Origin of the sequence: Rhodococcus zopfii NBRC 100606 = JCM 9919 (assembly GCF_001895025.1) — a bacterium.
In the GTDB taxonomy this organism is placed as follows: domain Bacteria; phylum Actinomycetota; class Actinomycetes; order Mycobacteriales; family Mycobacteriaceae; genus Rhodococcus; species Rhodococcus zopfii.
The window spans coordinates 22,964-44,452 of record NZ_BCXI01000017.1; the positions used below are offsets into that span (position 1 = coordinate 22,964).

General features: G+C 70.6%; 22 protein-coding genes. 10 read left to right on the forward strand and 12 right to left on the reverse strand.

Features of this window, described 5'->3' with window-relative positions; translation table 11 throughout:
• Positions 1-7: 7 nt before the first annotated feature.
• Positions 8-937 carry a cation diffusion facilitator family transporter gene (locus tag RZ1_RS12820; RefSeq protein ID WP_003939292.1) on the reverse strand — a complete coding sequence of 310 codons (930 nt, stop codon included), beginning with the start codon at positions 935-937 and terminating at the stop codon, positions 8-10.
• Positions 938-1,146: 209 nt separating this feature from the next.
• Here RZ1_RS12820 and RZ1_RS12825 point away from each other — a divergent pair, with 209 nt between their 5' ends.
• The 7 genes from RZ1_RS12825 (at position 1,147) to RZ1_RS12855 (ending at position 8,651) form a co-directional block, all read left to right on the forward strand.
• Complete coding sequence (locus tag RZ1_RS12825; protein WP_072812401.1) at positions 1,147-3,138, forward strand: bifunctional copper resistance protein CopD/cytochrome c oxidase assembly protein; 1,992 nt, start codon at positions 1,147-1,149, stop codon at positions 3,136-3,138.
• Between the two features lie 134 nt (positions 3,139-3,272).
• A complete protein-coding gene (locus RZ1_RS12830) occupies positions 3,273-4,199 on the forward strand; it encodes a M23 family metallopeptidase (protein WP_072812556.1) in 927 nt (308 codons plus the stop codon).
• A gap of 37 nt (positions 4,200-4,236) precedes the next feature.
• Positions 4,237-4,599 (forward strand): BlaI/MecI/CopY family transcriptional regulator, encoded by a 363-nt coding sequence (locus RZ1_RS12835; RefSeq protein WP_003939289.1) that lies wholly within the window; start codon positions 4,237-4,239, stop codon positions 4,597-4,599.
• Positions 4,596-5,543: a M56 family metallopeptidase gene (locus RZ1_RS12840; RefSeq protein ID WP_003939288.1), complete on the forward strand. Its 948-nt coding sequence runs from the start codon at positions 4,596-4,598 to the stop codon at positions 5,541-5,543. The genes RZ1_RS12835 and RZ1_RS12840 overlap by 4 nt, the downstream gene beginning before the upstream one ends.
• A 110-nt stretch (positions 5,544-5,653) precedes the next feature.
• The gene (gene ctaD / locus RZ1_RS12845; RefSeq protein ID WP_003939287.1) at positions 5,654-7,420 is read left to right on the forward strand and encodes an aa3-type cytochrome oxidase subunit I; all 1,767 of its coding nucleotides are present in this window, start codon (positions 5,654-5,656) and stop codon (positions 7,418-7,420) included.
• Positions 7,421-7,448: 28 nt separating this feature from the next.
• Complete coding sequence (locus RZ1_RS12850; protein WP_072812403.1) at positions 7,449-7,982, forward strand: hypothetical protein; 534 nt, start codon at positions 7,449-7,451, stop codon at positions 7,980-7,982.
• 48 nt (positions 7,983-8,030) lie between these two features.
• A complete protein-coding gene (locus tag RZ1_RS12855; RefSeq protein ID WP_003939285.1) occupies positions 8,031-8,651 on the forward strand; it encodes an Rv2732c family membrane protein in 621 nt (206 codons plus the stop codon).
• 70 nt (positions 8,652-8,721) lie between these two features.
• Here RZ1_RS12855 and RZ1_RS12860 read toward each other — a convergent pair whose 3' ends face one another.
• Entirely contained in the window at positions 8,722-9,360 is a 639-nt protein-coding gene (locus RZ1_RS12860) for a vitamin K epoxide reductase family protein (protein WP_072812405.1), read from the reverse strand.
• The gene (locus RZ1_RS12865) at positions 9,357-10,016 is read right to left on the reverse strand and encodes a DsbA family protein (RefSeq protein WP_003939283.1); all 660 of its coding nucleotides are present in this window, start codon (positions 10,014-10,016) and stop codon (positions 9,357-9,359) included. The genes RZ1_RS12860 and RZ1_RS12865 overlap by 4 nt, the downstream gene beginning before the upstream one ends.
• Before the next feature lie 174 nt (positions 10,017-10,190).
• On the opposite strand from RZ1_RS12865, the gene RZ1_RS12870 reads away from it, so the two are divergent.
• The 3 genes from RZ1_RS12870 (at position 10,191) to RZ1_RS12880 (ending at position 13,059) form a co-directional block, all read left to right on the forward strand.
• Entirely contained in the window at positions 10,191-10,763 is a 573-nt protein-coding gene (locus RZ1_RS12870; RefSeq protein WP_244899329.1) for a copper resistance CopC family protein, read from the forward strand.
• Between the two features lie 44 nt (positions 10,764-10,807).
• On the forward strand, positions 10,808-11,731 hold the full coding sequence (locus tag RZ1_RS12875; protein ID WP_003939281.1) for a cytochrome c oxidase assembly protein: 924 nt from the start codon (positions 10,808-10,810) through the stop codon (positions 11,729-11,731).
• A 92-nt stretch (positions 11,732-11,823) separates the two neighbouring features.
• Entirely contained in the window at positions 11,824-13,059 is a 1,236-nt protein-coding gene (locus tag RZ1_RS12880) for an Nramp family divalent metal transporter (RefSeq protein WP_072812409.1), read from the forward strand.
• Positions 13,060-13,079: 20 nt separating this feature from the next.
• Here the strand turns inward: RZ1_RS12880 and RZ1_RS12885 are convergent, their stop codons facing one another.
• From RZ1_RS12885 to RZ1_RS12925, 9 genes are all read right to left on the reverse strand, one after another.
• Positions 13,080-13,331, reverse strand: a complete 252-nt coding sequence (locus tag RZ1_RS12885) for a DUF4229 domain-containing protein (RefSeq protein WP_231386050.1) — start codon at positions 13,329-13,331, stop codon at positions 13,080-13,082.
• A gap of 77 nt (positions 13,332-13,408) precedes the next feature.
• Complete coding sequence (locus RZ1_RS12890; RefSeq protein ID WP_010596787.1) at positions 13,409-14,140, reverse strand: DUF305 domain-containing protein; 732 nt, start codon at positions 14,138-14,140, stop codon at positions 13,409-13,411.
• Positions 14,140-14,844 (reverse strand): thioredoxin-like domain-containing protein, encoded by a 705-nt coding sequence (locus RZ1_RS12895; protein WP_072636214.1) that lies wholly within the window; start codon positions 14,842-14,844, stop codon positions 14,140-14,142. The genes RZ1_RS12890 and RZ1_RS12895 overlap by 1 nt, the downstream gene beginning before the upstream one ends.
• 255 nt (positions 14,845-15,099) lie before the next feature.
• Positions 15,100-15,822, reverse strand: coding sequence for a M23 family metallopeptidase (locus RZ1_RS12900; RefSeq protein ID WP_100055653.1), 723 nt, complete (start codon positions 15,820-15,822; stop codon positions 15,100-15,102).
• Between the two features lie 235 nt (positions 15,823-16,057).
• Positions 16,058-16,441, reverse strand: a complete 384-nt coding sequence (locus tag RZ1_RS12905; protein WP_139281825.1) for a hypothetical protein — start codon at positions 16,439-16,441, stop codon at positions 16,058-16,060.
• 435 nt (positions 16,442-16,876) lie between these two features.
• Positions 16,877-17,836, reverse strand: coding sequence for a c-type cytochrome biogenesis protein CcsB (gene ccsB, locus RZ1_RS12910; RefSeq protein ID WP_003939275.1), 960 nt, complete (start codon positions 17,834-17,836; stop codon positions 16,877-16,879).
• A 4-nt stretch (positions 17,837-17,840) separates the two neighbouring features.
• On the reverse strand, positions 17,841-19,466 hold the full coding sequence (gene resB, locus RZ1_RS12915; protein WP_072812415.1) for a cytochrome c biogenesis protein ResB: 1,626 nt from the start codon (positions 19,464-19,466) through the stop codon (positions 17,841-17,843).
• Positions 19,463-20,281 (reverse strand): cytochrome c biogenesis CcdA family protein, encoded by an 819-nt coding sequence (locus RZ1_RS12920; protein WP_010596783.1) that lies wholly within the window; start codon positions 20,279-20,281, stop codon positions 19,463-19,465. The genes resB and RZ1_RS12920 overlap by 4 nt, the downstream gene beginning before the upstream one ends.
• Positions 20,278-20,853 (reverse strand): TlpA disulfide reductase family protein, encoded by a 576-nt coding sequence (locus tag RZ1_RS12925; RefSeq protein ID WP_003939272.1) that lies wholly within the window; start codon positions 20,851-20,853, stop codon positions 20,278-20,280. Before RZ1_RS12925 ends, RZ1_RS12920 begins: the two co-directional genes overlap by 4 nt.
• Positions 20,854-21,489: the final 636 nt, after the last annotated feature.

The following is a 21,489-nucleotide window of genomic DNA, read 5'->3' on the forward strand; positions in this document are numbered from 1 at the left end:
CGGTCGGTCACCATTGCAGTTCGCGGCAGCGACCTTCACTCTCAGGGGGCTCGACCTGCACGGTGGCGTGTTCGAGGTGGAACCGTTCGGCCAGCAGGGTTTGCGCTGCTGCGAGCACGGTGGTGGGATCAGCGTCGGGTTCGGTGGTCAGGTGGGCGGACGCGACCTCCATGCCGGAGGTCAGCGTCCAGATGTGCAGGTCATGGGTTTCTCGCACCCCGGGCACAGCGTCGAGTGCGGCGTTGACCTCGGTGACGTCGATGCGGGCCGGTGCCTGCTGGAGCAGGATGCCGAGTGCGTGGCGGCCGAGATTGTAGGCCCGCGGCAGGACGAACAAGCCGATGGCGACACCGATGAGCGGGTCGGCGTAGCGCCACCCGAAGACCAGGGTCACCAGGCCGCTGACCAGCACGCCGACCGAGCCGAGCATGTCGGCGAGGACTTCGAGGTAAGCGCCGCGGACGTTGATGCTCTCTTGCGCACCCTTGCGCAGCAGCAGGAAGGCGATGACGTTCATGACCAGGCCGACCACGGCGACGAGGGTGACGGGTAGGCCGGGAACCTCCGGGGGGTCGGACAGACGCTGGACGGCTTCGTAGAGCACCCAGCCGGCGACGCCGAACAGCAGTGCGGCGTTCACCAGTGCGGCAAAGACTTCGGTGCGGTACAGGCCGAAGGTGCGGTCCGGCCGGGTGCGGGCACGTTGGGCGACGGTGATGGCGGTGACCGCCATCAAGATGCCGAACACGTCGGTGAACACGTGTGCGGAGTCGGAGATCAGGGCCAGCGAGGAGGTGGACAGGCCGACGACGAGCTGGGTCACGAAGGTGGTCAGGCCGAGGGCGACGGCGATCCAGAGCCGGCGGACGTACCGGCCGGAGGCGCTGGCGGCCTGGGCGGGGGAGACGCCGTGTCCGTGTCCGTGTCCGTGGCTCATCGGTCTTCCTTTCGTCGACGCACAAGCGATCATATTGTCATATATGCATATGTGCAATCGTGGGGTGGCGGAGGGGGACCACGCCGGACAACTATTCTTCTTAGTATTTCGGCGGCGAGGTGCAGGTCTGCGGGTTCGGCCGGCGGGAACGGGCGAACGACAAACGAGGGTGAGGTTGTGCCGTGGCGAGCGCCGGGGACGGTAGAGCGGTGGTCGGGGCGATGCTCGGCTGGACGGCGGGCGCGGCTGTCGTGGCCACGATGCTGGCGGCGGTGTCGAGCACCGAGGTGTTGCGGTTGCTGGGGTTGCCGGATCCGGGGGCGCTGACGAGGTACGGCCTACCGGCGGCCACCGCGGTGGGAGAGGTGTCCGCAGCGGTCATGGTGGGGTCGTTGCTGCTCGCGGCGGTGCTGGTGCCGCCGCAGCGCTCGGGGGTGCTCGATGTCGACGGGTACCGGGCGGTGCGCACGGCCGGGGCGGCGGCGGCGGTGTGGGCCGGGTGTGCCCTGGCGCTGGTGCCGCTGTCGTTGTCGGACACCTCCGGCCAGCCCGTGGGGGTGGTCTTCGCCGATCCGCTGCCGTTTCTGCGGGCGGTCGGGGAGATCGAGGTGGCCACCGCGTGGTTGTGGACGGCGGGGCTGGCAGCGGTGGTGGGTCTGGGATGCCGGCTCGTTCTGCGACACCGGTGGACGCCGCTGCTGTTGGTGTTGGCGGTGGCAAGCCTGATGCCGCGGGCGGTGACGGGGCATTCGTCGGCAGGGGGCTCGCATGATCTGGCCACCAATAGTCTGGTGCTGCACCTGGTGGCGGTCGGCCTGTGGGCCGGCGGGTTGGCGGCACTGGTGCTGCACACCGTCCGCGGCGGGGGGCATCTGGATCTGGCCACGCGCCGGTTCTCCGCGCTCGCGGCGGCGGGGTTCGTGGTGATGGCCGTGTCCGGGGTGGTCAATGCCGCGGTGCGGGTGCCGCTGGGACAGGTCTTCGACGGCGCCTACGGGTTCGTGGTGCTGGCCAAGGGGATGGCGCTGGTGGTGGTGGGTTGGCTGGGGTGGCGCCAACGCACCGTCGCGGTGACCGCGCTGGCCGCCGACCCGGCGGACCGGCGGGCGTTCACCCGGTTGGCGGTGGTGGAGTCGGCGGTGCTCGCGGTGACGGTCGGGCTCGGGGTGGCGTTGGGACGCACCCCGCCGCCGGTGGGGGAGCAGCGGGACCCGAGCCTGGTCGAGGAGGTGCTGGGCTACGGCTTGGACGGGGCACCGACACCGGTGCGCATGCTGACCGAGTGGCGCTTCGATCTGTTGCTGGGCACCGCTGCGGTGGTGCTCGCGGCGCTCTACCTGCTCGGGGTGCGCCGGGTACGGGCGGCCGGGGGGCGGTGGCCGCTCCGGCGCACCGTCGGGTGGCTGCTCGGATGTCTGGTGCTGCTGCTCGCCACGTCCTCGGGGGTGGGGCGCTACGCCCCGGCGGTGTTCAGCGTGCATCTTGCGGCCACCGCCGCGATCGCTGTCGTGGCCCCGTTGTGTCTGGTGCTCGGCGCCCCGCTCACCCTGGCGGCCCGCACGGTCCGCCCTCGGCCGGACGGGGCCGCCCCCGGGGCGCGCGACTGGCTGCGCGCGATGTATGCGAGCACGCCCGTCCGGGCGCTGACCCACCCCGCGGTGGCCGTGGCGGCGTTCGTGGGCACCTTCTATCTGCTCTACCTCGCCGGACTGTACGACGCGCTCGCCGGATCGCACGTCGCCCACGTGCTGACCAACGTGTGGCTGATGGCGGTGGGATCGCTGTTCTTCTGGGTGACCGTGGGCCTGGATCCGCTGCCGCGCCCCCCGGCGCCCACGGCCCGGGTGGGCGCGGCGGTGGTGGCGCTGGCGGCGTACGCCTTCTTCCTGGTGTCGGTGATCAACGCCCAGACCGTCGTCGCCGCCGAGTACTACACCTCGTTGCGGCGGGGGTTCTTCGACGACCTGGCCGCCGACCAGCGCCTCGGCGGCAACCTGGCATGGGCGGTGGGGGAGCTGCCGCTGCTGCTGGCGGCGGTGCTGGCGACGGTGCGCTGGGCCTCGGCCGACGAACGCCGCGCCCGGCGCCGCGACGAGCAGATCGACCGCGACGGTGACGAGGACCTGGCCGCCTACAACGCGATGCTGCGCGGACTGGACGGTGTTCGGGGCGAGGCGGACGGACCCGACCGGCGCCGCTGACCGCACGGCGCCCCGACCACGCCGCCGCGGGGCTCCACTGCCTCGTTGTTGAAACTATGCGGAATAGTAGTAATGTGTCGGTGTCCGTCACCGTTTCGTTATCCGCGAGCGGGTTCCTTCACAAGGATGCGATCTTGGCCCGACACCGCAGACCCGAGCCCGACCTCGCCTTCCCGGCCGTACCGCGTGCCGCGGATCAGGCCTCCTCGGGGCCGCCTCCCGTCGACGCGCCGGGCCGGGGCCCGGATGCGGACCACGAGGCCGCGGCGGTGTCGGCGCCGCTGACCGAGCGTCCCGCACACACGGCGCAGGTCGGCCAGACGCCACCGCGGGGGCCGCTCGCAGCGACCCGGCGACCGGTGCGGGGGGCCCACCGCCGGCTCGGGGGCGGGGCCGGCGGACGAGTGCTGGCGGTGTCGGTGGCGGCCGGAGCGTTGTTGACCGCGGCGACCTCGAGCGCTCACGCCGCCACCGACGAGCACACCCTCGACCGGCGACAGGCCGATCCCGACGAGTCGACGGCGGCCGCGCCGTCGCAGGCCCCGCAGGTGTTGCAGGTTTCGCAGGTGCCGACGCTGGCGGATTTCGCCGACCAGCTCGAACGGGCCCGGGTGCGGGAGGAGCGCCGGGCGGCGCGCGAGGCCGAGGCACGGCGCCCGAAGACGCTGATGCCCGTCAGCGGCACGTTGACGTCGAACTTCGGGCCGCGGTGGGGCACGACCCACTACGGTCTCGACATCGCCAACACGATCGGCACCCCCATCGTCTCGGTCACCGACGGCACGGTACTCGAGGCCGGTCCGGCCTCCGGGTTCGGCTTGTGGGTGCGTATCCTGCAGGATGACGGCACCATCGGGGTGTTCGGCCATATCGACCAGGCGCTGGTGTCGGCGGGTCAGCGGGTGCGCGCCGGGGAGCAGATCGCCACCGTCGGCAATCGGGGCCAGTCGACCGGGCCGCATCTGCACTACGAGGTGTGGGCGTCGGACGGTCGCAAGGCCGATCCCATGGCATGGTTGAACGCACGCGGAGTTCCGGTCGTCCCGGATGCGCGTGCGTAGGTTCATCGATGATCGGCGAGTGTCCGCGAGGGGAGTCATGTACGGATTGGGGGGTCTCGAGGCCGAGGTGATGACCGAGCTGTGGTCGACCGACGAGCCGCAGTCGGTGCACGATCTGGTCGAGCGGTTGCGTGCTCGCAAGGAATTCGCCTACACCACCATCTTGACCGTGGTCACCCACCTGTACGAGAAGGGCTGGGTGCAGCGGGAGAAGCGCAGCCGCGCCTACTTCTATTCGCCCTCGCGCAGCCGGGAGGAAGCCACCTCCCAGGCCCTGCGGGCGCTGCTGGACAGCAGTGCCGATCCCAGTGCCGTGCTGCTGCGCTTCGCCAAGACGGTGACCGACCGCGAGTACGACGCCCTGCGCCGGGGCTGGACCAGCCGGGCCCCCGAGCAATGACCTTGGCTCTGGTCCTGCTCCTCGGCGCCGCCCTGATCGCGGTGGCCGCGCCGCCGATGCTGCGCCGCGTGGCTGCGACCTCGCTGCCGCCGGGGATGGTGCTGGCGGCGTGGCTGGGCAGCCTGGCCGGGGCGCTGTTCTTCGGGGTCTCGGCGGTGATCATCTTGATCTGGCCCGATCATGCCCCGGCCGAGTCCGCGGTCGAGGCCCTGGTGCGGTGCCTGTCCGCGGTCTCGCACGCCATCCAACCGTGGATCACCGAAGTCCTCGCCGGGGCCGGGGCGTTGGCGTTGAGCGCCCTGGTGGCCCGGGCGGTGATCCTGGGCCGGCGACACGCCCGGGCGCAGGCCCGCCTGCTCGACTACCACCGCGAGGTGATCTCCATCGTCGCCCACTCCCGGGGGGACGATGTGATGTGGCTCGCGCACCCGATGCCGATGGCCTACAGTGTCGCCGGCCGGCCCGGCTTCGTGGTCGCCACCGACGGGCTGTCGCAGTGCCTGAGCAGCGGTGAGCGCGATGCCGTGCTCGCCCACGAGCGGGCCCACCTGCGCGGCAGCCATCACCGCCTCGTCAGCGCCTGCGACATTCTCGCGGCGGTGTTCCCGGCCGTGCCGCTGTTCGCCGCGGCCCCCTCGGCGGTCAAGACCCTGGTCGAGCTCACCGCCGACCAGCATGCCGCCCGCGCCACCAGCGCCGCCACGGTGTGCGCGGCGCTCACGGCCGTCTCGGCCTCCCCGCTGCCGCAACCGGCCGGGACGTTGGGGCTGAGCAACGAGACGTCGCTGCGGCTGGTCAAGCTGCGCACCAGCTGGCGGATGCGGTGTCCGCGACTGTCGTACGCGGCGGCGGCGGCGTTGTCGATGGCCGTGCCCGCGGCGGCCGCGCTGGCCGGGCTCGCCACCGCCTCGGCCGGGTTGTGCCTGGTCCTGGCCGTGCTCTGAGGGGCGGCGGGCCCCGCACCACCCCCAAATACTATTCTTCATAGTATTTGGGTAGGCTGTCGAGTGCCTCATCGTTGTGCGCTCGCGCAGAAACCCGGATCGGACAGCACATGACCGCTCTCGCTCCCCCACCCGTCCCCGTCGCCACCCGTCCGGTGCCACCGCGGCGGGGCCGCAAGGGTGCCTTCGTCTACAAGATGGTCACCACCACCGACCCGAAGGTCCTGGGGCTGCTGTACCTGGTGACCTCGTTCGCGTTCTTCGCGATCGGTGGGGTGATGGCGCTGATCATGCGCAGCGAGCTCGCGGTGCCGGGAATGCAGTTCCTGTCCAACGAGCAGTACAACCAGCTGTTCACCATGCACGGCACGATCATGCTGCTGATGTACGCCACCCCGGTGGTCTTCGGCTTCGCCAACTACATCCTGCCGCTGCAGATCGGCGCCCCGGACGTGGCCTTCCCCCGGCTCAACGCCTTCAGCTACTGGCTGTACCTGTTCGGCTCGCTCATCGCCGTCAGCGGCTTCCTCACCCCCGGCGGCGCCGCGGACTTCGGCTGGACCGCCTACGCGCCGCTGAACTCGGAGCTGCACTCGCCCGGCATGGGCGCGAACCTGTGGATCGTGGGCCTGGCCGTCTCCGGCCTGGGCACCATCTTGGGCGCGGTCAACTTCGTGACCACCATCGTGTGCCTGCGCGCCCCCGGCATGACCATGTTCCGGATGTCGATCTTCACCTGGAACATCCTGATCACCTCGATCCTGGTCCTGCTGGCCTTCCCGCTGCTGACCGCGGCGCTACTGGGGCTGCTCTACGACCGGTTGCTCGGCGGCTACATCTTCGATCCCGGCAGCGGCGGGGCCATGCTCTGGCAGCACATGTTCTGGTTCTTCGGCCATCCCGAGGTGTACATCATCGCGCTGCCGTTCTTCGGCATCATCTCCGAGATCCTGCCGGTGTTCGCCCGCAAGCCGATCTTCGGCTACACCGGACTGGTCTACGCCACGCTCGGGATCGCGGCGCTGTCGATCGCGGTGTGGGCGCACCACATGTACGCCACCGGCGCGGTGCTGCTGCCGTTCTTCTCGTTCATGACGTTCCTGATCGCGGTGCCCACCGGCGTGAAGATCTTCAACTGGATCGGCACCCTGTGGAAGGGGCAGCTGACGTTCGAATCGCCGATGCTGTTCTCCATCGGCTTTCTGGTCACCTTCCTGTTCGGCGGGCTGTCCGGCGTCATCCTGGCGTCCCCGCCGCTGGACTTCCAGCTCACCGACTCGTACTTCGTGGTCGCGCACTTCCACTACGTGGTCTTCGGCACGGTGGTGTTCGCCACCTACGCGGGCATCTACTTCTGGTTCCCGAAGATGACCGGGCGCATGCTCGACGAACGTCTCGGCAAGTGGCACTTCTGGCTGACGTTCGTCGGCTTCCACGCCACGTTCCTGGTGCAGCACTGGCTCGGTAACGAGGGCATGCCGCGCCGCTACGCCGACTACCTGCCCGACGACGGATTCACCACACTCAACATCGTCTCGACGCTCGGTTCGTTCGTGCTCGGCGCCTCGGTGCTGCCGTTCGTGTGGAACATCTTCAAGAGCTACCGGTACGGGCAGGTCGTCACCGTGGACGATCCGTGGGGCTACGGCAACTCCCTCGAGTGGGCGACGAGCTGCCCGCCGCCGCGGCACAACTTCACCGAGCTACCGAAGATCCGGTCCGAGCGCCCGGCGTTCGAGCTGCACTACCCGCACATGGTGCCGCGACTGCGCGCCGAGGCCCATGTCGGGCCGGGTCAGCACCGAGTCGAGGAGCTGCCTGCGTCGCCGCAGCACGCGTCCGGGCCCGATACCCGCACCGATCCGTCCACTCGGTGATCGTCACCACGGTCGAAGGAAGACGAGGATGCACCCCCACACCCCGGCGGTCGCCGTGCCGGCCACCCCCCGCGCCACCGCGCTGCTGACCGACTGGCTGATCCGGGATCTGACCCCGCTCGTGCTCACCCATGCCGGGCTGCCGGATCCGCAGCGGCTGTCTCGGCTGGCGCCGGTCACCGGCGCGCACATCGCCCGTCCGGGCAAACTCCGCCGCCACGTACGCGCGCTCGAGCAGGTCCTCGTGCAGATCGAGGTGCATCTGCGGGCGGGTCTGCACCGTCAGCCACCGACGCCCCTGACGACCGGCTCGGCGCCGGCCGTACCGGGCGAGGTCCTCGAGGTGACCGGGCTGCTCGCCGGGGCTGTCGCCGAGCTCGGCAGCCCGGCCGCGGCTCTGGCCAACCGCACGGTGCTCACCGCGGCCGGGGTGATCGCGGCCGGAGCGGGCACGGCCGAGGCATTCGACAGCTGGTCGACCACGGCCTGGTCGTACTGCACCGTCGTCTCGCAGGTGTGGCAGGACGAACCGCAGGCCCGGCTGCTCGTCGACCCCCGATGACGCCCCTGCCCGGGGCTGTCGGGCCCCGAACCGAATGAAGGAGGCGCGATGACCGAGTCACCGCACGAGCCCACCGCCGAGCCCGACCCGGCCGAGCGCCGGCAGGAGCTGGCGGCCGCCGAACGGCAGGCGGCCGCGGAGATCGATCCGGGGATGCGGGCGGTGGTGGTCGCCGCAGCCGTGGTGGTGCTGACCGTCTCGTTCGCCCTGCCGCACAGCGGCGGCGCCAACGGCTGGCAGATGCTGGCCGGCTCCGAGCAGGCGGTGGCCGAGACGATCACCCTGCCCTCGCGGATCTTCCTGACCCTGGCCGCGGTGTTCGGAATCGGGGTGTCGATGCTGGCGCTGGTGACCCGACGGTGGGTGCTGGCGTTGGCGGCATCCGCGGGATGCACCCTGGCGGTGGTGTTCGCGGTGCTGGCGGTGTGGTCACGGCAGACCCTCGATCCGGCCGCCGGGGGCGCCGGCCCGGGCGCCGGACTGTTCCTGGGCTGGGCGGCGGTCCTGATGCTCGCCTTCCACTGGCTCAAGGTGGTCTGGGCCCGCACGTCGACGATGCTCGAGGCCGAGGCCGCCCGCCGCGACGCCGAGACACATTTGCCCGAGCAGTTCCACTACCGGCTCGACCCGCCTCGCCGCGACGCGCAGGATCCGCCCGCAGACCGCTAGGCGGCACTCGGCCGGCTCGTGCGCGCGGACGAGGGGTGCGGACACGAGCCGGCCCCGGCGGCCCCCAGGGTCAGGGCAGGGTCCGCCAGTAGGGCCAGAACGCCTCGGTGATCAAGGCAAGCACGGTGAGCACCCACACGGTGGGAACCACCGCGTGGTGACGGCGCAGCAGCGGCCGCCATCGTCCCGGCCGGGTCGGATCCGCCGTTTCCCGCTGCAGCAGGCAGTACCACCAGGCGAGCACGGTCACCAGCCACACCAGCATGCAGTAGGGGCACAGCGCCCCGATCCGGTACAGGCTCTGGAAGATCAGCCAGTGCACGAACGTCACCGCGGCGGTCAGTCCGGTGAACAGTGCGCTCCAGTACCATCCCGTCGGCACGGCCCCGGCCAGCAGCACCACGCCGGTGGTCACTACCACCGAGAACCCGGCGATCCCGAGCAGCGGATTGGGGAAGCCGAACAGCTCCGCCTGCCAGGACGCCATGATCGACCCGCAGCTGATGACCGGGTTGATGCTGCACGAGGGCCGGTAGGACGGGTCGGCGAGCAGGACCACCTTTTCCACCGTCAGCACCAGCGACGCCGCCAACCCGAGCCCACCGCAGACGGTCAGAAGCCAGGCGAGGCGATTGCGCCCTGCCGCCGGGCCGTCCGGCGCCGGGTCGCCCCCGTGCGACGACGGGCTCGGTGCGGGCGTCGGGCTCACTGCGCGAGCGCTGCGTCGATACGGGCGCGCAGCTCCTCGTAGCTGGGCATCGCCGGCAGCTCGACGCCGTTGAGGAACAGCGTCGGGGTGCCCTGCACACCCAGGGCCAGACCGGCGTCGAAATCCCGGTCGACGCGGGCGGCCACGGCCGGATCGTTGACATCGCGATCGAACCGAGCCATGTCCAGCTCCAGCTCCTGGGCGAACTGCCGGAACACCGCTTCCTGGGACCGGCTCGATTCGCCCCACTGGGCCTGGGTGTCGTACATGCGCCGGTACATCGGTTCGAGCCGGCCTTGGCGGGCCGCGGCCTCGACCACGCGGGCGGCGAGATGGCTGTTGGTGTGGCTGGGAATGGGGAAGTAGCGCAGGCCGAGGTCGATCCGCCCGGCGTACTCGGCGCGGACGCGTTCGATCACCGGGTACAGCGCCCGGCAGGACTCGCATTCGAAGTCCAGGAATTCGACCAGTTGGACCTTGTCGTCGGCGGCGGTGGTCAGGGTGCGGATCTCCTCGGTCCACACCGGCGTCGCGGAGGCCCCGGCGCCGCCCGGTTCGGCGGCGGGGCTGCGGTTGGTGTAGAGCAGCACCGTCAGCAGCACCACGAACAGCGCTACCAAGGCGACGCCGACCTTCACATTGGTTGTCAGTTTCATGCCTTCGTCCGTCCCGAGTCATCCTGGGCGGGCCGGCACCAGCACCGACCAACCGTAAAACTACGTCACATAGTAGATGGAGTAGGATGGGCGCCGGGCAGCGCCCACCGGCGCGCCCGCCGACAACCCACACCCGCGCCCCGCAGCCGGCCAGGCAGGGCGCCGAGGAGGAATGTGCTTGTGAAGAATCTCGTCGCGGTCGTGGCCGCCGTCGTGTCGGTGCTGTTGTTCGGGGCCGGCCCCGCCCAGGCCCACAGCGCCCTGATCGGTTCGACCCCGGCGGCCGAGGCGGCCCTCGCGGCCCCCCCGGACCGGATCGAGTTGCAGTTCAATCAGCCGATCAACGCCTCGTTCGCCACGGTGACCGTCACCGACGGGGACGGCACGCAGCGCGGCGGTTCCCGGGTCGACGTCGCCGGGGACCGGGTGCAGGTGGCGGTCCTGGAACCGCTGACCCCCGGTGAGTACACCGTGGGCTACCGGGTCGTCTCCGCCGACGGCCATCCCATCACCGGCTCGTACACGTTCACCGTCACCGCCGCGGCGGGGGCGGCGGCCGCCCCGGTCCCGTCGGTGGCGACGTCGCCGACACCGTCCGAGGCCGCAGCCGGCGAGACGCCGCGGGCCGCGGTCGGCGACGCGCAGCCAGGCTCGTCGATCCTGTGGCCCCTGCTCGGCGGCGTGCTGGGTGTACTGGCCATCGCGGGCCTGACCTGGGTGGCGCTGCGTGCCTTCCGCAAGGGCTGAGCGGGCGCGCGCCGCGTACCGGGCGGTCGGTGATGGGTGACTGGATGCCGCTGCCGACGGCGCCGCCGTCGCTGGGGGCGCTGTTGGCGTGGGATCCGCCACCGCTGCCGGTGCTGCCGCTCACCGCGGCGGTGCTGGCCGCCTGGTACTGCTGGGCGCGGTGGCGGCTGCACCGGTGCGGGCGCAGCTGGCCGGCGGTGCGCACGGTCGCGTTCCTGACCGGGTGTGCCCTTCTGGGCGCCACCACCGGCCTGGGGCTGGAACGGTACGGGTTCGTACTGTTCAGCGTGTGGATGTTCCAGCATCTGACCCTGTCGATGGCGGTGCCGCCGTTGTTGGTGCTCGGCGCCCCGGGCCTGCTGCTGCTGCGCACCACCCCCCACCACGGACCCGCCCGGATGATCTCGGCCGCGGCGTTGGCGGCACTGCGCAGCCGCGGCGCCCGGTGGTTGCTCAGTCCGGCGGTGACGATCCCGCTGTTCCTGGCGAGCTACTACGGGATCTATCTGTCCCCGGTGTTCGACGCCGTCGCCGGCACCTGGCTCGGCCACACCGGCCTCGAGGTGTTCTTTCTACTCACCGGGCTGCTGTTCATCGTGCCGATCCTCTCGGTCGGTCCGCTGCCGGGCCGGCCCGGCTACCTCGGGCGGTTCTTCGACCTGTTCGTCGAGATGCCGCTGCACGTGTTCTTCGGAGTGATCTTGATGATGGCCTCGGTGCCGATGGTGGCCACCTTCGCCGCCCCGCCGCCGGGCTGGGGGATCGATCCGCTCGCCGATCAGCAGTGGGCCGGGGCGCTGGCTTGGTCCTACGGCGAGCCGATCGCGCTGGCGGTGGTGGTGCTCTTCGCGAGCCGCTGGTACCGGCACGAGCGGCGCACCGCGGCGGTGCGCGAGCGCCACGGCGCGGTGCAGGCGGAGCAGGACCTGGCCGACTACAACACCTATCTGCGTTCCCTGCCGCGCTGAGCCCGCTCCGGTCGACCCGGCCGGAGGCACGCCACTTGAGTTTTCGGCTCACCTGAATTTTAATTCAGGACATCCGATCGAGGAGGCCGAGGGTGCTGATCCAGTACGCGGGGGAGCGCACGGCCCGGTGGCGCCGCTGGACGCTGTTGGGACCGGCGTTCGTCGCCTCGATCGCCTACGTCGATCCGGGCAACGTGGCCTCCAACGTCAGTGCCGGCGCCCAGTTCGGGTATCTGCTGGTGTGGGTGGTCGTCGCGGCCAACGCCATGGCTGCCCTGGTGCAGTACCTGTCGGCCAAGCTCGGGCTGGTCACCGGCATGTCGCTGCCCGAGGCCCTGCGCGAGCGGATGCCCCGCGCGGGGCGGTTGGCGTACTGGGGACAGGCGGAGCTGGTGGCGATGGCCACCGACCTGGCCGAGGTGATCGGCGGCGCAATCGCGCTCAACCTGTTGTTCGGTCTGCCGCTGCTGACCGGGGCGGTGCTCACCGGTGCGGTGTCGCTGGTCCTGCTGCTGGTGCAGGACACCCGCGGCCAGCGCAGTTTCGAGCGAGTGATCACCGGCCTGCTGCTGGTGATCGCGTTCGGTTTCGTCACCAGCGTCGTCGTCGCCCCCCCACCGGGCCAGGCGGTGGCCGACGGGCTGGTGCCGCGTTTCGACGGGGCCGAGTCGATCCTGCTGGCCGCGGCGATGCTCGGCGCGACGGTGATGCCGCATGCGGTGTATCTGCACTCGGGTTTGGCCCGGGATCGGCACGGCCATCCTCAACCCGGCCCCCGGCGCACGCTGTTGCTCAAGGTCACCCGCTGGGATGTCGGGCTGGCCATGGTGGTGGCGGGTACGGTGAATCTGGCCATGTTGCTCATGGCGGCGACCACCCTGCAGGGTCGGGACGGAGTCGATTCGATCGACGGGGCGCATACGGCAGTGGGCCAGGAACTGGGCCCGACGGTGGCGTTGCTGTTCGCGCTGGGGTTGTTGGCCTCCGGGTTCGCCTCCACCTCGGTCGGCGCCTACGCCGGGGCGCTGATCATGGACGGTCTGTTGCGGCGCCGGATCCCGCTGCTGGCGCGGCGGCTGATCACCCTGGTGCCGGCGCTGGCGGTGGTCGCGCTCGGCACCGATCCGAGCCGGGCGCTGGTGCTCTCGCAGGTGGTGCTCTCGTTCGGGATTCCGTTCGCGTTGATCCCGCTGGTGCGGCTGACCAGCGATCGGGCGCTGATGGGCGCCGACGCCAACCATCGCGTCACCACCGCGCTGGCCTGGGCGATCGCCGCAACCATCACCGCCCTGAACTTGGTGCTGATCTATCTGACGGTGCGGGCCTGACGCACGGACGCCCACCCGCGTCACCGTCGGTGGGGCCGATGCCCGCGCCGGGTGTCGACCGCGACGATCTCGTCGTGGACCCGGCGACGCAGCCCGCGCAGCGCCACCATCGCCACCGCCATTCCGGCGAGCAGACCCACGATCCACGCCCCAGTCTGTGAGACCGTGAGGCCGAACAGGCGCACACCCAGAACGGCGGCGCCGGCACACGCGGCGACGACGGCCAGGCGGGCGAGAGTATAGACCACGACCAGTCGGGTCAGTTGCATCATCGACGGCTCCGTCCAGCTCACGGGCCCGCCTCGTCCGGTACCGTCGGTGCGTCACCGCTCGCACCGCAGGGGCAGGGTCAGTTCATCGGCAGGGGCGCAGCGCCCCGGGCGGTCAGCAGTTGCGTCATGGTTGCCGCCTCGGCTTCCTGGGTCTCGGTGATCTGCTGCGCCAGCGCGGCCACCGCCGCCTCGGCGGCGGCGGCCCCGGCGTAACGGGCCATCGGCAGACCGCCCTGGTGATGGCGCAGCAGCAACTGCAGGTACAGCGTGTCGAAGGTCGGACCGGTGGTGCGGCGCAGGGTGCCGAGTTCGGCGGTGGTGGCCATGCCGGGCATCCGGGACCCGGTCGGCGTCGGTGCCACGGACATCGTGGCGTGCCCGTCCATCCCCGGCATCGACTCGGGTGCGCCGGTGGCGCCGCGCATCCAGCGCATCGGCTCCCCGGTGGGCAGCTGCGACCGGTTCCACAGTGTCAGCCAACCCTGCATGGTGCCGAGCTGACTCTGCTGGGTGGTGATCACGTCGTAGGCCAGGGTGCGCACCGCCGGATCGGTGGAGTTGGTCAACGCCATCGCCGACATCTCCACGGCCTGGCTGTGATGGATCGACATGTCCTGGGCGAAGCCCACGTCGATCGAGCCCTCGCCGGGCGGGGCCGGTGGGCCCGCGACCAGCAGGGTGCCGCCGATGCCCAGCACCAGCCCCCCGAGCAGTGCCAGCACCGCCACCACCGTCGGGACCCGCCGGGGGCGGCGTCCGTCGGAAGCCGGCTCGACGGCCGGCTCGGCACCGAGATCGCGCTCAACCATCACCGGGGTGCGGTGGGCATCGGCGCGGCGGGCGCGGACTGCGGATCGGCGGTCATCGGCACCGCATCCGGCCCCGGCGGCGAGGGGTCGAACGGCGGCGGGGCGCTCGGATCGAACCCGCCCGGCACGGTCGAACACGTCGCCCCCGCTTCCGGATGGGTGTTGGGATTGCGGCGCAGCGCGGCGACGAACTGACCGAGCCGGTCGTCCTCGACGTCGTCGAGGGCAAGCCGGTGGCCCCACGACTGCACCGAGAGCGGCGAGGACAGACCCGGATACGGCGAGAGCAGCATGTAGGGCTGGCCGTCGACCCGCGCGGTCAGCGTGGCCACCTCGTCTCCGGCCACCCTGTCGGGATCGTAGGTGATCCACACCGCGCCGTGTTCGAGCGAGTGCACCGCGTTTTCGGTGCGGATCGGCGCGGGATAGACCGTGCCGGTGCAGGTGGCCCAGTACTGGTCGTGCGGGCCTCCCATCGGCGGAGTCCGGTCGTAGGCCACCCGCTGCGGGGCCTGCACGTGCGTGCCGGCCGGGTAGTCGGCCTTCTCCATCCCAGCGATCGCGGTGGACGGGTCGGGGTTGTCCGCGTTCGGGACGTACTTCTGTGTCTCGGCCCGTTCGGCGATTCTCGGTGCCAGGTTGTAGGCGATCAACCCGATCAAGGCCACGACCACCACGCCGGCGCCGATCATCGGCCACGGCATGTGCCGCGCACCGGACAGGGTGACCGGTCGGGGCTTTCCCCGCGACTGCTTGCTTCGGGGTGCCCTACCTGTACCGCCCACCACGGACCCGCCTTCCTCACCGACACCGGTTCTGTGACGCTGTCGCCGCGATGCGCCGCGGTCACTTCCCGCCACAGTAAATACTACGAATCTTAGTTTTTGATGAGAACGTGCTCCCACCTCGCCCGTGAAGGACGCGGGTGGGGATGGCGGCGGGGGTGCGTCCGGTCCCGATCAGGCCTTCGCGAGGGCGGTCTGCGGGACGCCGCGCTGGGCGAGCCACTCGCTCGGGTCCACCTTCGCTCCGGAGGGGTTCGTGGTTTCGAAGTGCAGGTGGGGGCCGGTGGATTGGCCCCGGTTGCCGACGGTGGCGATCTGCTCACCGGCCTGGACCCGCTGCCCGACGGTGACCAGCGTTTCGTTGATGTGCCCGTAGGTGCTGGTGGACCCGTCGTCGTGCCGGATCTGCACCCACAGGCCGAACCCGGAGGCCGGGCCGGAATCGATCACCGTGCCGGTCGAGGCGGCATAGACCGGGGTGCCGATGCTGTTGGCGATGTCCAGGCCGGCGTGGGTGGCGCCCCAACGGGGACCGAAGGACGAGGTCAAGGTGCCCGAGACCGGGGCGACCGCCAGCGGGGACGACGTCGCGACCGAGGAGGGAACAGCCGGCGTCGCCGGTACGGCCGAGATAGCAGTTTCGGTCGGTACGCCGACGGTCGGCGGAGCCGCCGGCGGGGCGGCCAGAGCGGAGGGCAGCCCCTCGGGCAGACCCGGTACCGCAGCGAGCTGGTCGAGCGCCGCGCCGACCTCGGGCAGGTCCGCCAGCGCGGCGATCTCCGGTGGCAGGGCTACGGGCACGGGAGCGACGGCAGGCTGGGCCGCCGCCACCCCGGGGGCCGCGATCTGCGCTCCGGCGGTCATCAGGGCGCCGGTGGCTACCGCCGACGCCCACATCGCGGGACGGCCGGTCCCTGTCGGCTCCGCCCGATGCCGAGCGCCGCCGCGGCCCGTCGGTGCCACCCGAAAGATCACGCCGGCATCACGGTCCTGCCGATCCCTTCGGGAAGATGCGCTGCGGTGTCGTGCCACGTCCTTGCTCCTGACATGCTGTTTCGCGGTTGACCCGGGCCACCCGGATCAGTGAAGATAACGAAACGATATACGAACGGGCGAATAAAAACTACCCTGCTTAGTATTTAGAGGTCGCCGTGACCATGCCGTGGTGGCCGAAACGGTGCCACCGTGGCCGCGGCGGCGAGCGCCTCGGGACCGCGCCGAGCCGGGTCGTCCAAGTCGGTTCCGTATTCAGCGGCAGGTCCGCGACGAGGATGTGGACAGGGAACATCGCACTGCGGTCGGTGACGGTGCCGTCGGCGGCGCTCACAGCACTGACGCCGCTGCCGGCCGCAACCACCGCGGCGCGGCCCGTGTTCGACGGCACGAACCCGGGGCCACGGCAACTGCCGGTCATCTCGATGCGCCCGAAGGCGGCGTTGTGGGTGGGCACGTTGCCCGGCACCGCGGCCACGGTCACCGCCGGTGTCGTCGACTCTGGCTCGTGTGGACCGTCCACCGGCCCGAGTCGAGTCGGCCTACGGGAAGGCGCCGAACGGCATCCGGGCCCGCCAGCGGCGGCTGAGCATCGCGGCGAGCGTCCCGAAGACACCGACGGCAACCGCCTCGACGTAGACAGTGACCGACGGGCAGCAACGGCAGGAAAAACCCAGGCCGGCGCGATAGCCGTAGCCGAAGCCGACCCACCGTCACCGCAGCGGTGAGCAGCGCGATCGCGATCGGCGCCAGCCACCACCGGTGTCTGGTGGAAAGCCGGCACACAACGCCCACCCCACTGGACGCGGCGCGCCCCCAGCGCCGCCAGGCCCGGGCCCGCGGCGCCACCGCGCAGGGACGGACGGCGCATCCACGTCCATCCGGCGCTCCTCGACAGCTGTTCTCCGACAGGCCCACAGGGTCGGCACAGCGTGCCCGGCCCGCGGGGTCCTGCGGATCAGTTCAGGCCGGCGTAGGAGTGCAGTCCCGAGACCACCATGTTGATGATGAACAGGTTGAACAGCATCGCCACGAAACCGGCGATGTTGATCCACGCGGCGCGGGTCTCGCGCCAGCCGGCGGTGGCGCGGGCGTGCAGGTACGCGGCGTAGATCACCCAGGCGATGAACGAGACGGTCTCTTTCGGGTCCCAGCCCCAGAACCGGCCCCAGGCGGCTTCGGCCCAGATCGCCCCCAGAACGACGCCGGCGCCGAACAACGGGAAGGCGAAGATCGTCGTGCGGTACGCGAGGCGATCGAGGGCGCGGGCGTCGGGCAGGCGCCGCATCACCCGGGTGAGCCGGGGTGTCGGGTGCTGCTCGGCCCGCACCGCCACCAGGAACAAGGCGCTGGCCACCCCGGCGACGAGAAACACCCCGCTCGAGACGGAGACCACCGACACATGGATCGGGAGCCAGAACGACTGCAACGCCGGCACCACCGGGGCGGCGTCGGCGTAGAGCACGGTGCCGGCGACGAACAGCAGCACCAGCACCGGGAGCAGCGCGAACATCCACACCACCCGCAGCGCCGGGCGGCGCAGCACGATCAGACCGGCGAGCACCCCGATCGCGCAGGTGACGGTGACGAACTCGTACATGTTGCCCCAGGGGAAGCGGGCGGTGGCCAGCCCGCGCAGCACCATCGACCCCACGTGCAGGACCCAGGCGACCACGAGCACGCTGATGCCCATCCGGCCGAGCCGGTCCGCTAGCTCACGCCCGGTCGGCGCGCTCACCCGGCCGGGCCCGGTGGCTGCCGGGGGGACAGCTGCGATGGGGGCGAGGGCGGGGTCGGCACGGCGGGTGCGGACCGCGGCGAATTCGGCGACGAACAGCACCAGGGCCAACAGGTAGACGGCGAAGGCGGCCTCGAAGCTCAGGTCGGAGTAGCGAGCGAAGGTGTCGTCGATCGGCATGGCTCTAGCGGTCCTCTTTCGCAGCAGGCGATGCCCCGGGGTCCAGGCGTCGGCAGATGTCGGTGAACTCCGGCCCCCAGCCGGCGTGGTCGGTGCGGGCCAGACCGCCGAGTTCGACGGCGGTACCGCCCCCGGCGGGGCGCAGCCGCACCCAGATCCGGCGGCGTTTGATCACCAGTGAGGCCACCAACCCGCCCATCATGGTGATCGCGAACACCAGCACCCAGTTTTGGGCAGGGTCGTGGGAGACCTGCAGATAGGCGAATTCCTCGGCGCCGTCGAACCGGACGGTGGTGCCGTCGGCGAGGGTGGTGTGTTCTCCGGGTCGCAGGTTGACCCGGGCCTGTTTGACCAGTCGGCCTTGGTTGATCATCTCGGCATTGAGCGAAAAGATCGACTGGGGAATGCCGGTGTCGAGCCCGGTATCGCCTTTGTAGATGTCGACGGCCACCGCAGGATCGCGCAGGTCGGGGAACACCGAAGTGAGCAAGGTGCCGTTGAAGGCTGCCGTGGGAGCGAACAATCCTTCGATTGCGATCTGGTTGCGGCGACGCTCGTCCGGATCCGGATAGGTGCCGCCGGGCGGATCGAACCGCATGGCCCCGCTGCTGAGGAACGTGGTGGCATCCTCGGGGGCGAACTGCAGTGTCTCGGTGCGTTGTTGCCCGTCGGGGAAGGTCACGGTGAACCGGGGGGCGTAACCGTGACCGGTGAGATACACCCGTTCGTCGCCCAGACGCAGCGGCTCGTTGACCCGCACTTGGTACCGCTGCCAGCGGTCGGTGCCGATGTCCGTGCCGGTCTGGTAGGACAGCGTGGAGGTAAACATTTCGGCTTGCCCGTTGTCGAGGTAGTCGGCAGAAAAATCCTCGACCTTGAGGCAGAACGGATCGAGTCCGGTGCCGTCGGTGGCGGCTCCGGCGCGGAACGAGTCGTACACCGCCGGGGAGGTGTTGCACAATCCCGGCCCGCCGTCGGCGATGACGATCACCGACCCCTCGTAGCCGAACAGCCGACCGGTGGCCACCGCCACCAGCAGCCCGACCAGCGAGAAGTGGAAGACCAGGTTGCCGGCTTCGCGCAGATACCCCTTTTCCGCGGACACCGCCTGTACCGGGCCGGGCTCGGTCCAGGTGGTCATACGCCAGCCTCGCAGCAGGTCGAGGACTCGGTCGAGGGCCTGGTCGGTGGGCTCGGGAAGCAACCCCTGATGATGGTGCGGCAGGCGCGAGAGATTGCGCGGGACCGGCACCGGGGCGCTGCGCACAGCGCGCAGATGCTCACGCAGCCGGGGAATCAGACAGCCCACGAGCGAGACCATCAACAGCACATAGACGGCGGTGAACCAGAAGCTGGCGAACACGTCGAACAACTCGAGCCGATCGAAGATCGGGCCGAGAATCGGCCGGGCGGTGATGTACTCGTCGACCTTGCCGGCGTTGAGGCTGCGTTGCGGCAGCAGCGCCCCGGGGACCGCGGCCAGGGCGAGCAGGAACAGTAGCACCAGGGCGGTGCGCATCGAAGTGAGCTGACGCCACAGGTTGCGTGCAGTGGCGACAGCTCGGCGCAGCGGTGATGGTTCCGGCGGCGGTGATGGCTTCGAGGCCGGAGCGCGGTCGGTGACGGTCATATCGGCAGCACCGTCCCGGTGACGAACTCGTCGCGGATCCACGCGATGAAGACCTCCCAGACTCCGGTCACCAGCGCGGTTCCCACTGCCAGGAGCAGCACGCCGCCGACGATCTGGATGTGACGGGAGTGTCGGCGCAGCCACCCGACTCCGCGCAGGGCCGAGGTGGATCCGAAGGCCAGGGCCACGAACGGCAGGCCCAACCCGAGGCAATAGGCGACGATCAGCACCACCCCGCGGGCGGCGGTGGTGCCTTCGGTACCCGCGGCCACGGACAGCACCCCGGCCAGCGTCGGTCCCAGGCACGGGGTCCATCCCAGCGCGAACACCCCGCCCAACAGCGGGGCGCCGGCGAGGGAGGAGATGCGCCGGGGCGCGAAGCGGGTGTCCTTCTGCAAGACCGGGATCAGCCCGAGAAACGCCAGGGCCATGACGATGGTGACCACTCCGCCGAGGCGTTGGAGCAGCTCCTGATTGAGCCGCAACGCCCCGATCACCCCGAACACCGAGACCGTGGCCAGCACGAACACCACGGTGAATCCTGCGACGAACAATGCCGCGGCTCCGGTGACCCGCCACCGTCCTGGAGCGTGTACCCCGGCGGTGCGTACCTCGGCGGTGAGCGGTGGAGCGTCGGCACCGGAGACGCCGGCCAGATACGACAGGTAGCCCGGCACCAAGGGCACCACACACGGGGAGGCGAAGGAGATCAGTCCGGCCAGTAAACAGGCGCCCACCGCCAAGAGCAGCGGCCCGGTCGCGGCTGCCGTCTGGAAACTCGAGCCGACTCCTTGCGCGAGCACGGTCACCGTCACTGTTCGGCCGCCACTCGTTCGACGACCGGTTGCAAATCCTCGGTCAGCAGAGCCCGCAGAAACACCGCCGCGACGCGGTGCCGCCGGTCGAGGACGAGTGTGGACGGGATGACGCTGGTGGGAAAGGCGCCACCGAGGGCGGTCAGGGTGCGCATCGGTGGGTCGTAGATCGACGGGTAGGAGACATTGTTGTCGATGACGAAGTCTTGGGCCTTGTCGCGCTGGGGGTCGCGGACGTTAATGCCGAGAAACTGCACCCCCAGCGCCCGAGTGGCCTCGTAGGCGCGTTCGAGGTCGTCGGCCTCGCTGCGGCACGGGGCGCACCACTGACCCCACAGGTTGAGCACGACCACCTGTCCGGCGTAGTCGGCCAGGTCGACCGTGGCCCCGTCGGTCATCAGATCCGGGCCGGCCAGCGCCCCCAGTTGTCCGCGCTCGGCCGGCGGATCGTAGAAGATGTCGGTCTGGCCGCCGGGAGCGACGAAGTCGAAGGTGCCGCCCTGGGCGACGGCGTCGGTGCCGGTGCCGCAGGCGCCGACCCCCAGTACCGCCACAAGAGCCAGCACCAGCACCTGCCACGATCGTCGACGAGGCGCTCGCTGTACCGGCGGCCTCACCCGAACCCGGCCGCCGCGCAACGCATCGGCTGGCCGGTCCGCGGACGTGGCTGCGCACACGAGGCCGGCAGCCGACTCCGTGTGCTGCCCCGTTCTCACCGACGGTCCCGTCCGCCGGTCGATCCCGAGGGGGCACTGCGCTGTCGTGTCGGCGGCTCGAGGTGCGTCGTGATCACGGCGTCGTCTTCCTGTCACGGCCCACATCGCCCTGCACACGCAGGGTCGCGGAACGCAATCGACCCTGCGATCCGGGGACGTGTGGACCTTCGGTGTTGTCGTCCGGCCCAAATACTACTTCACATAGTATTTATGTCGAGCAATGGGTCGGCGGCACATCCATCACGGCGTACGTCCCGGGCCTCCAGCGTCGATGTCCGCGCCGCGGGCGAAGGGTGCTGGCCCCTGCCACCGATGGAAACCCCCAGCTCACCGCACTGACATCCCGGCGGGACTCTCTCCGCGGCCACTGACATTCTCGTGACGAGAGCCCCTGACATGCACTGACGAATCCCCAGGTCGCAACCACTGAAATTCTCGTGCAGAGTCTCACTTGCCTCGGATGCTGGACAAAGCCTCAGGTCCGATGGCACA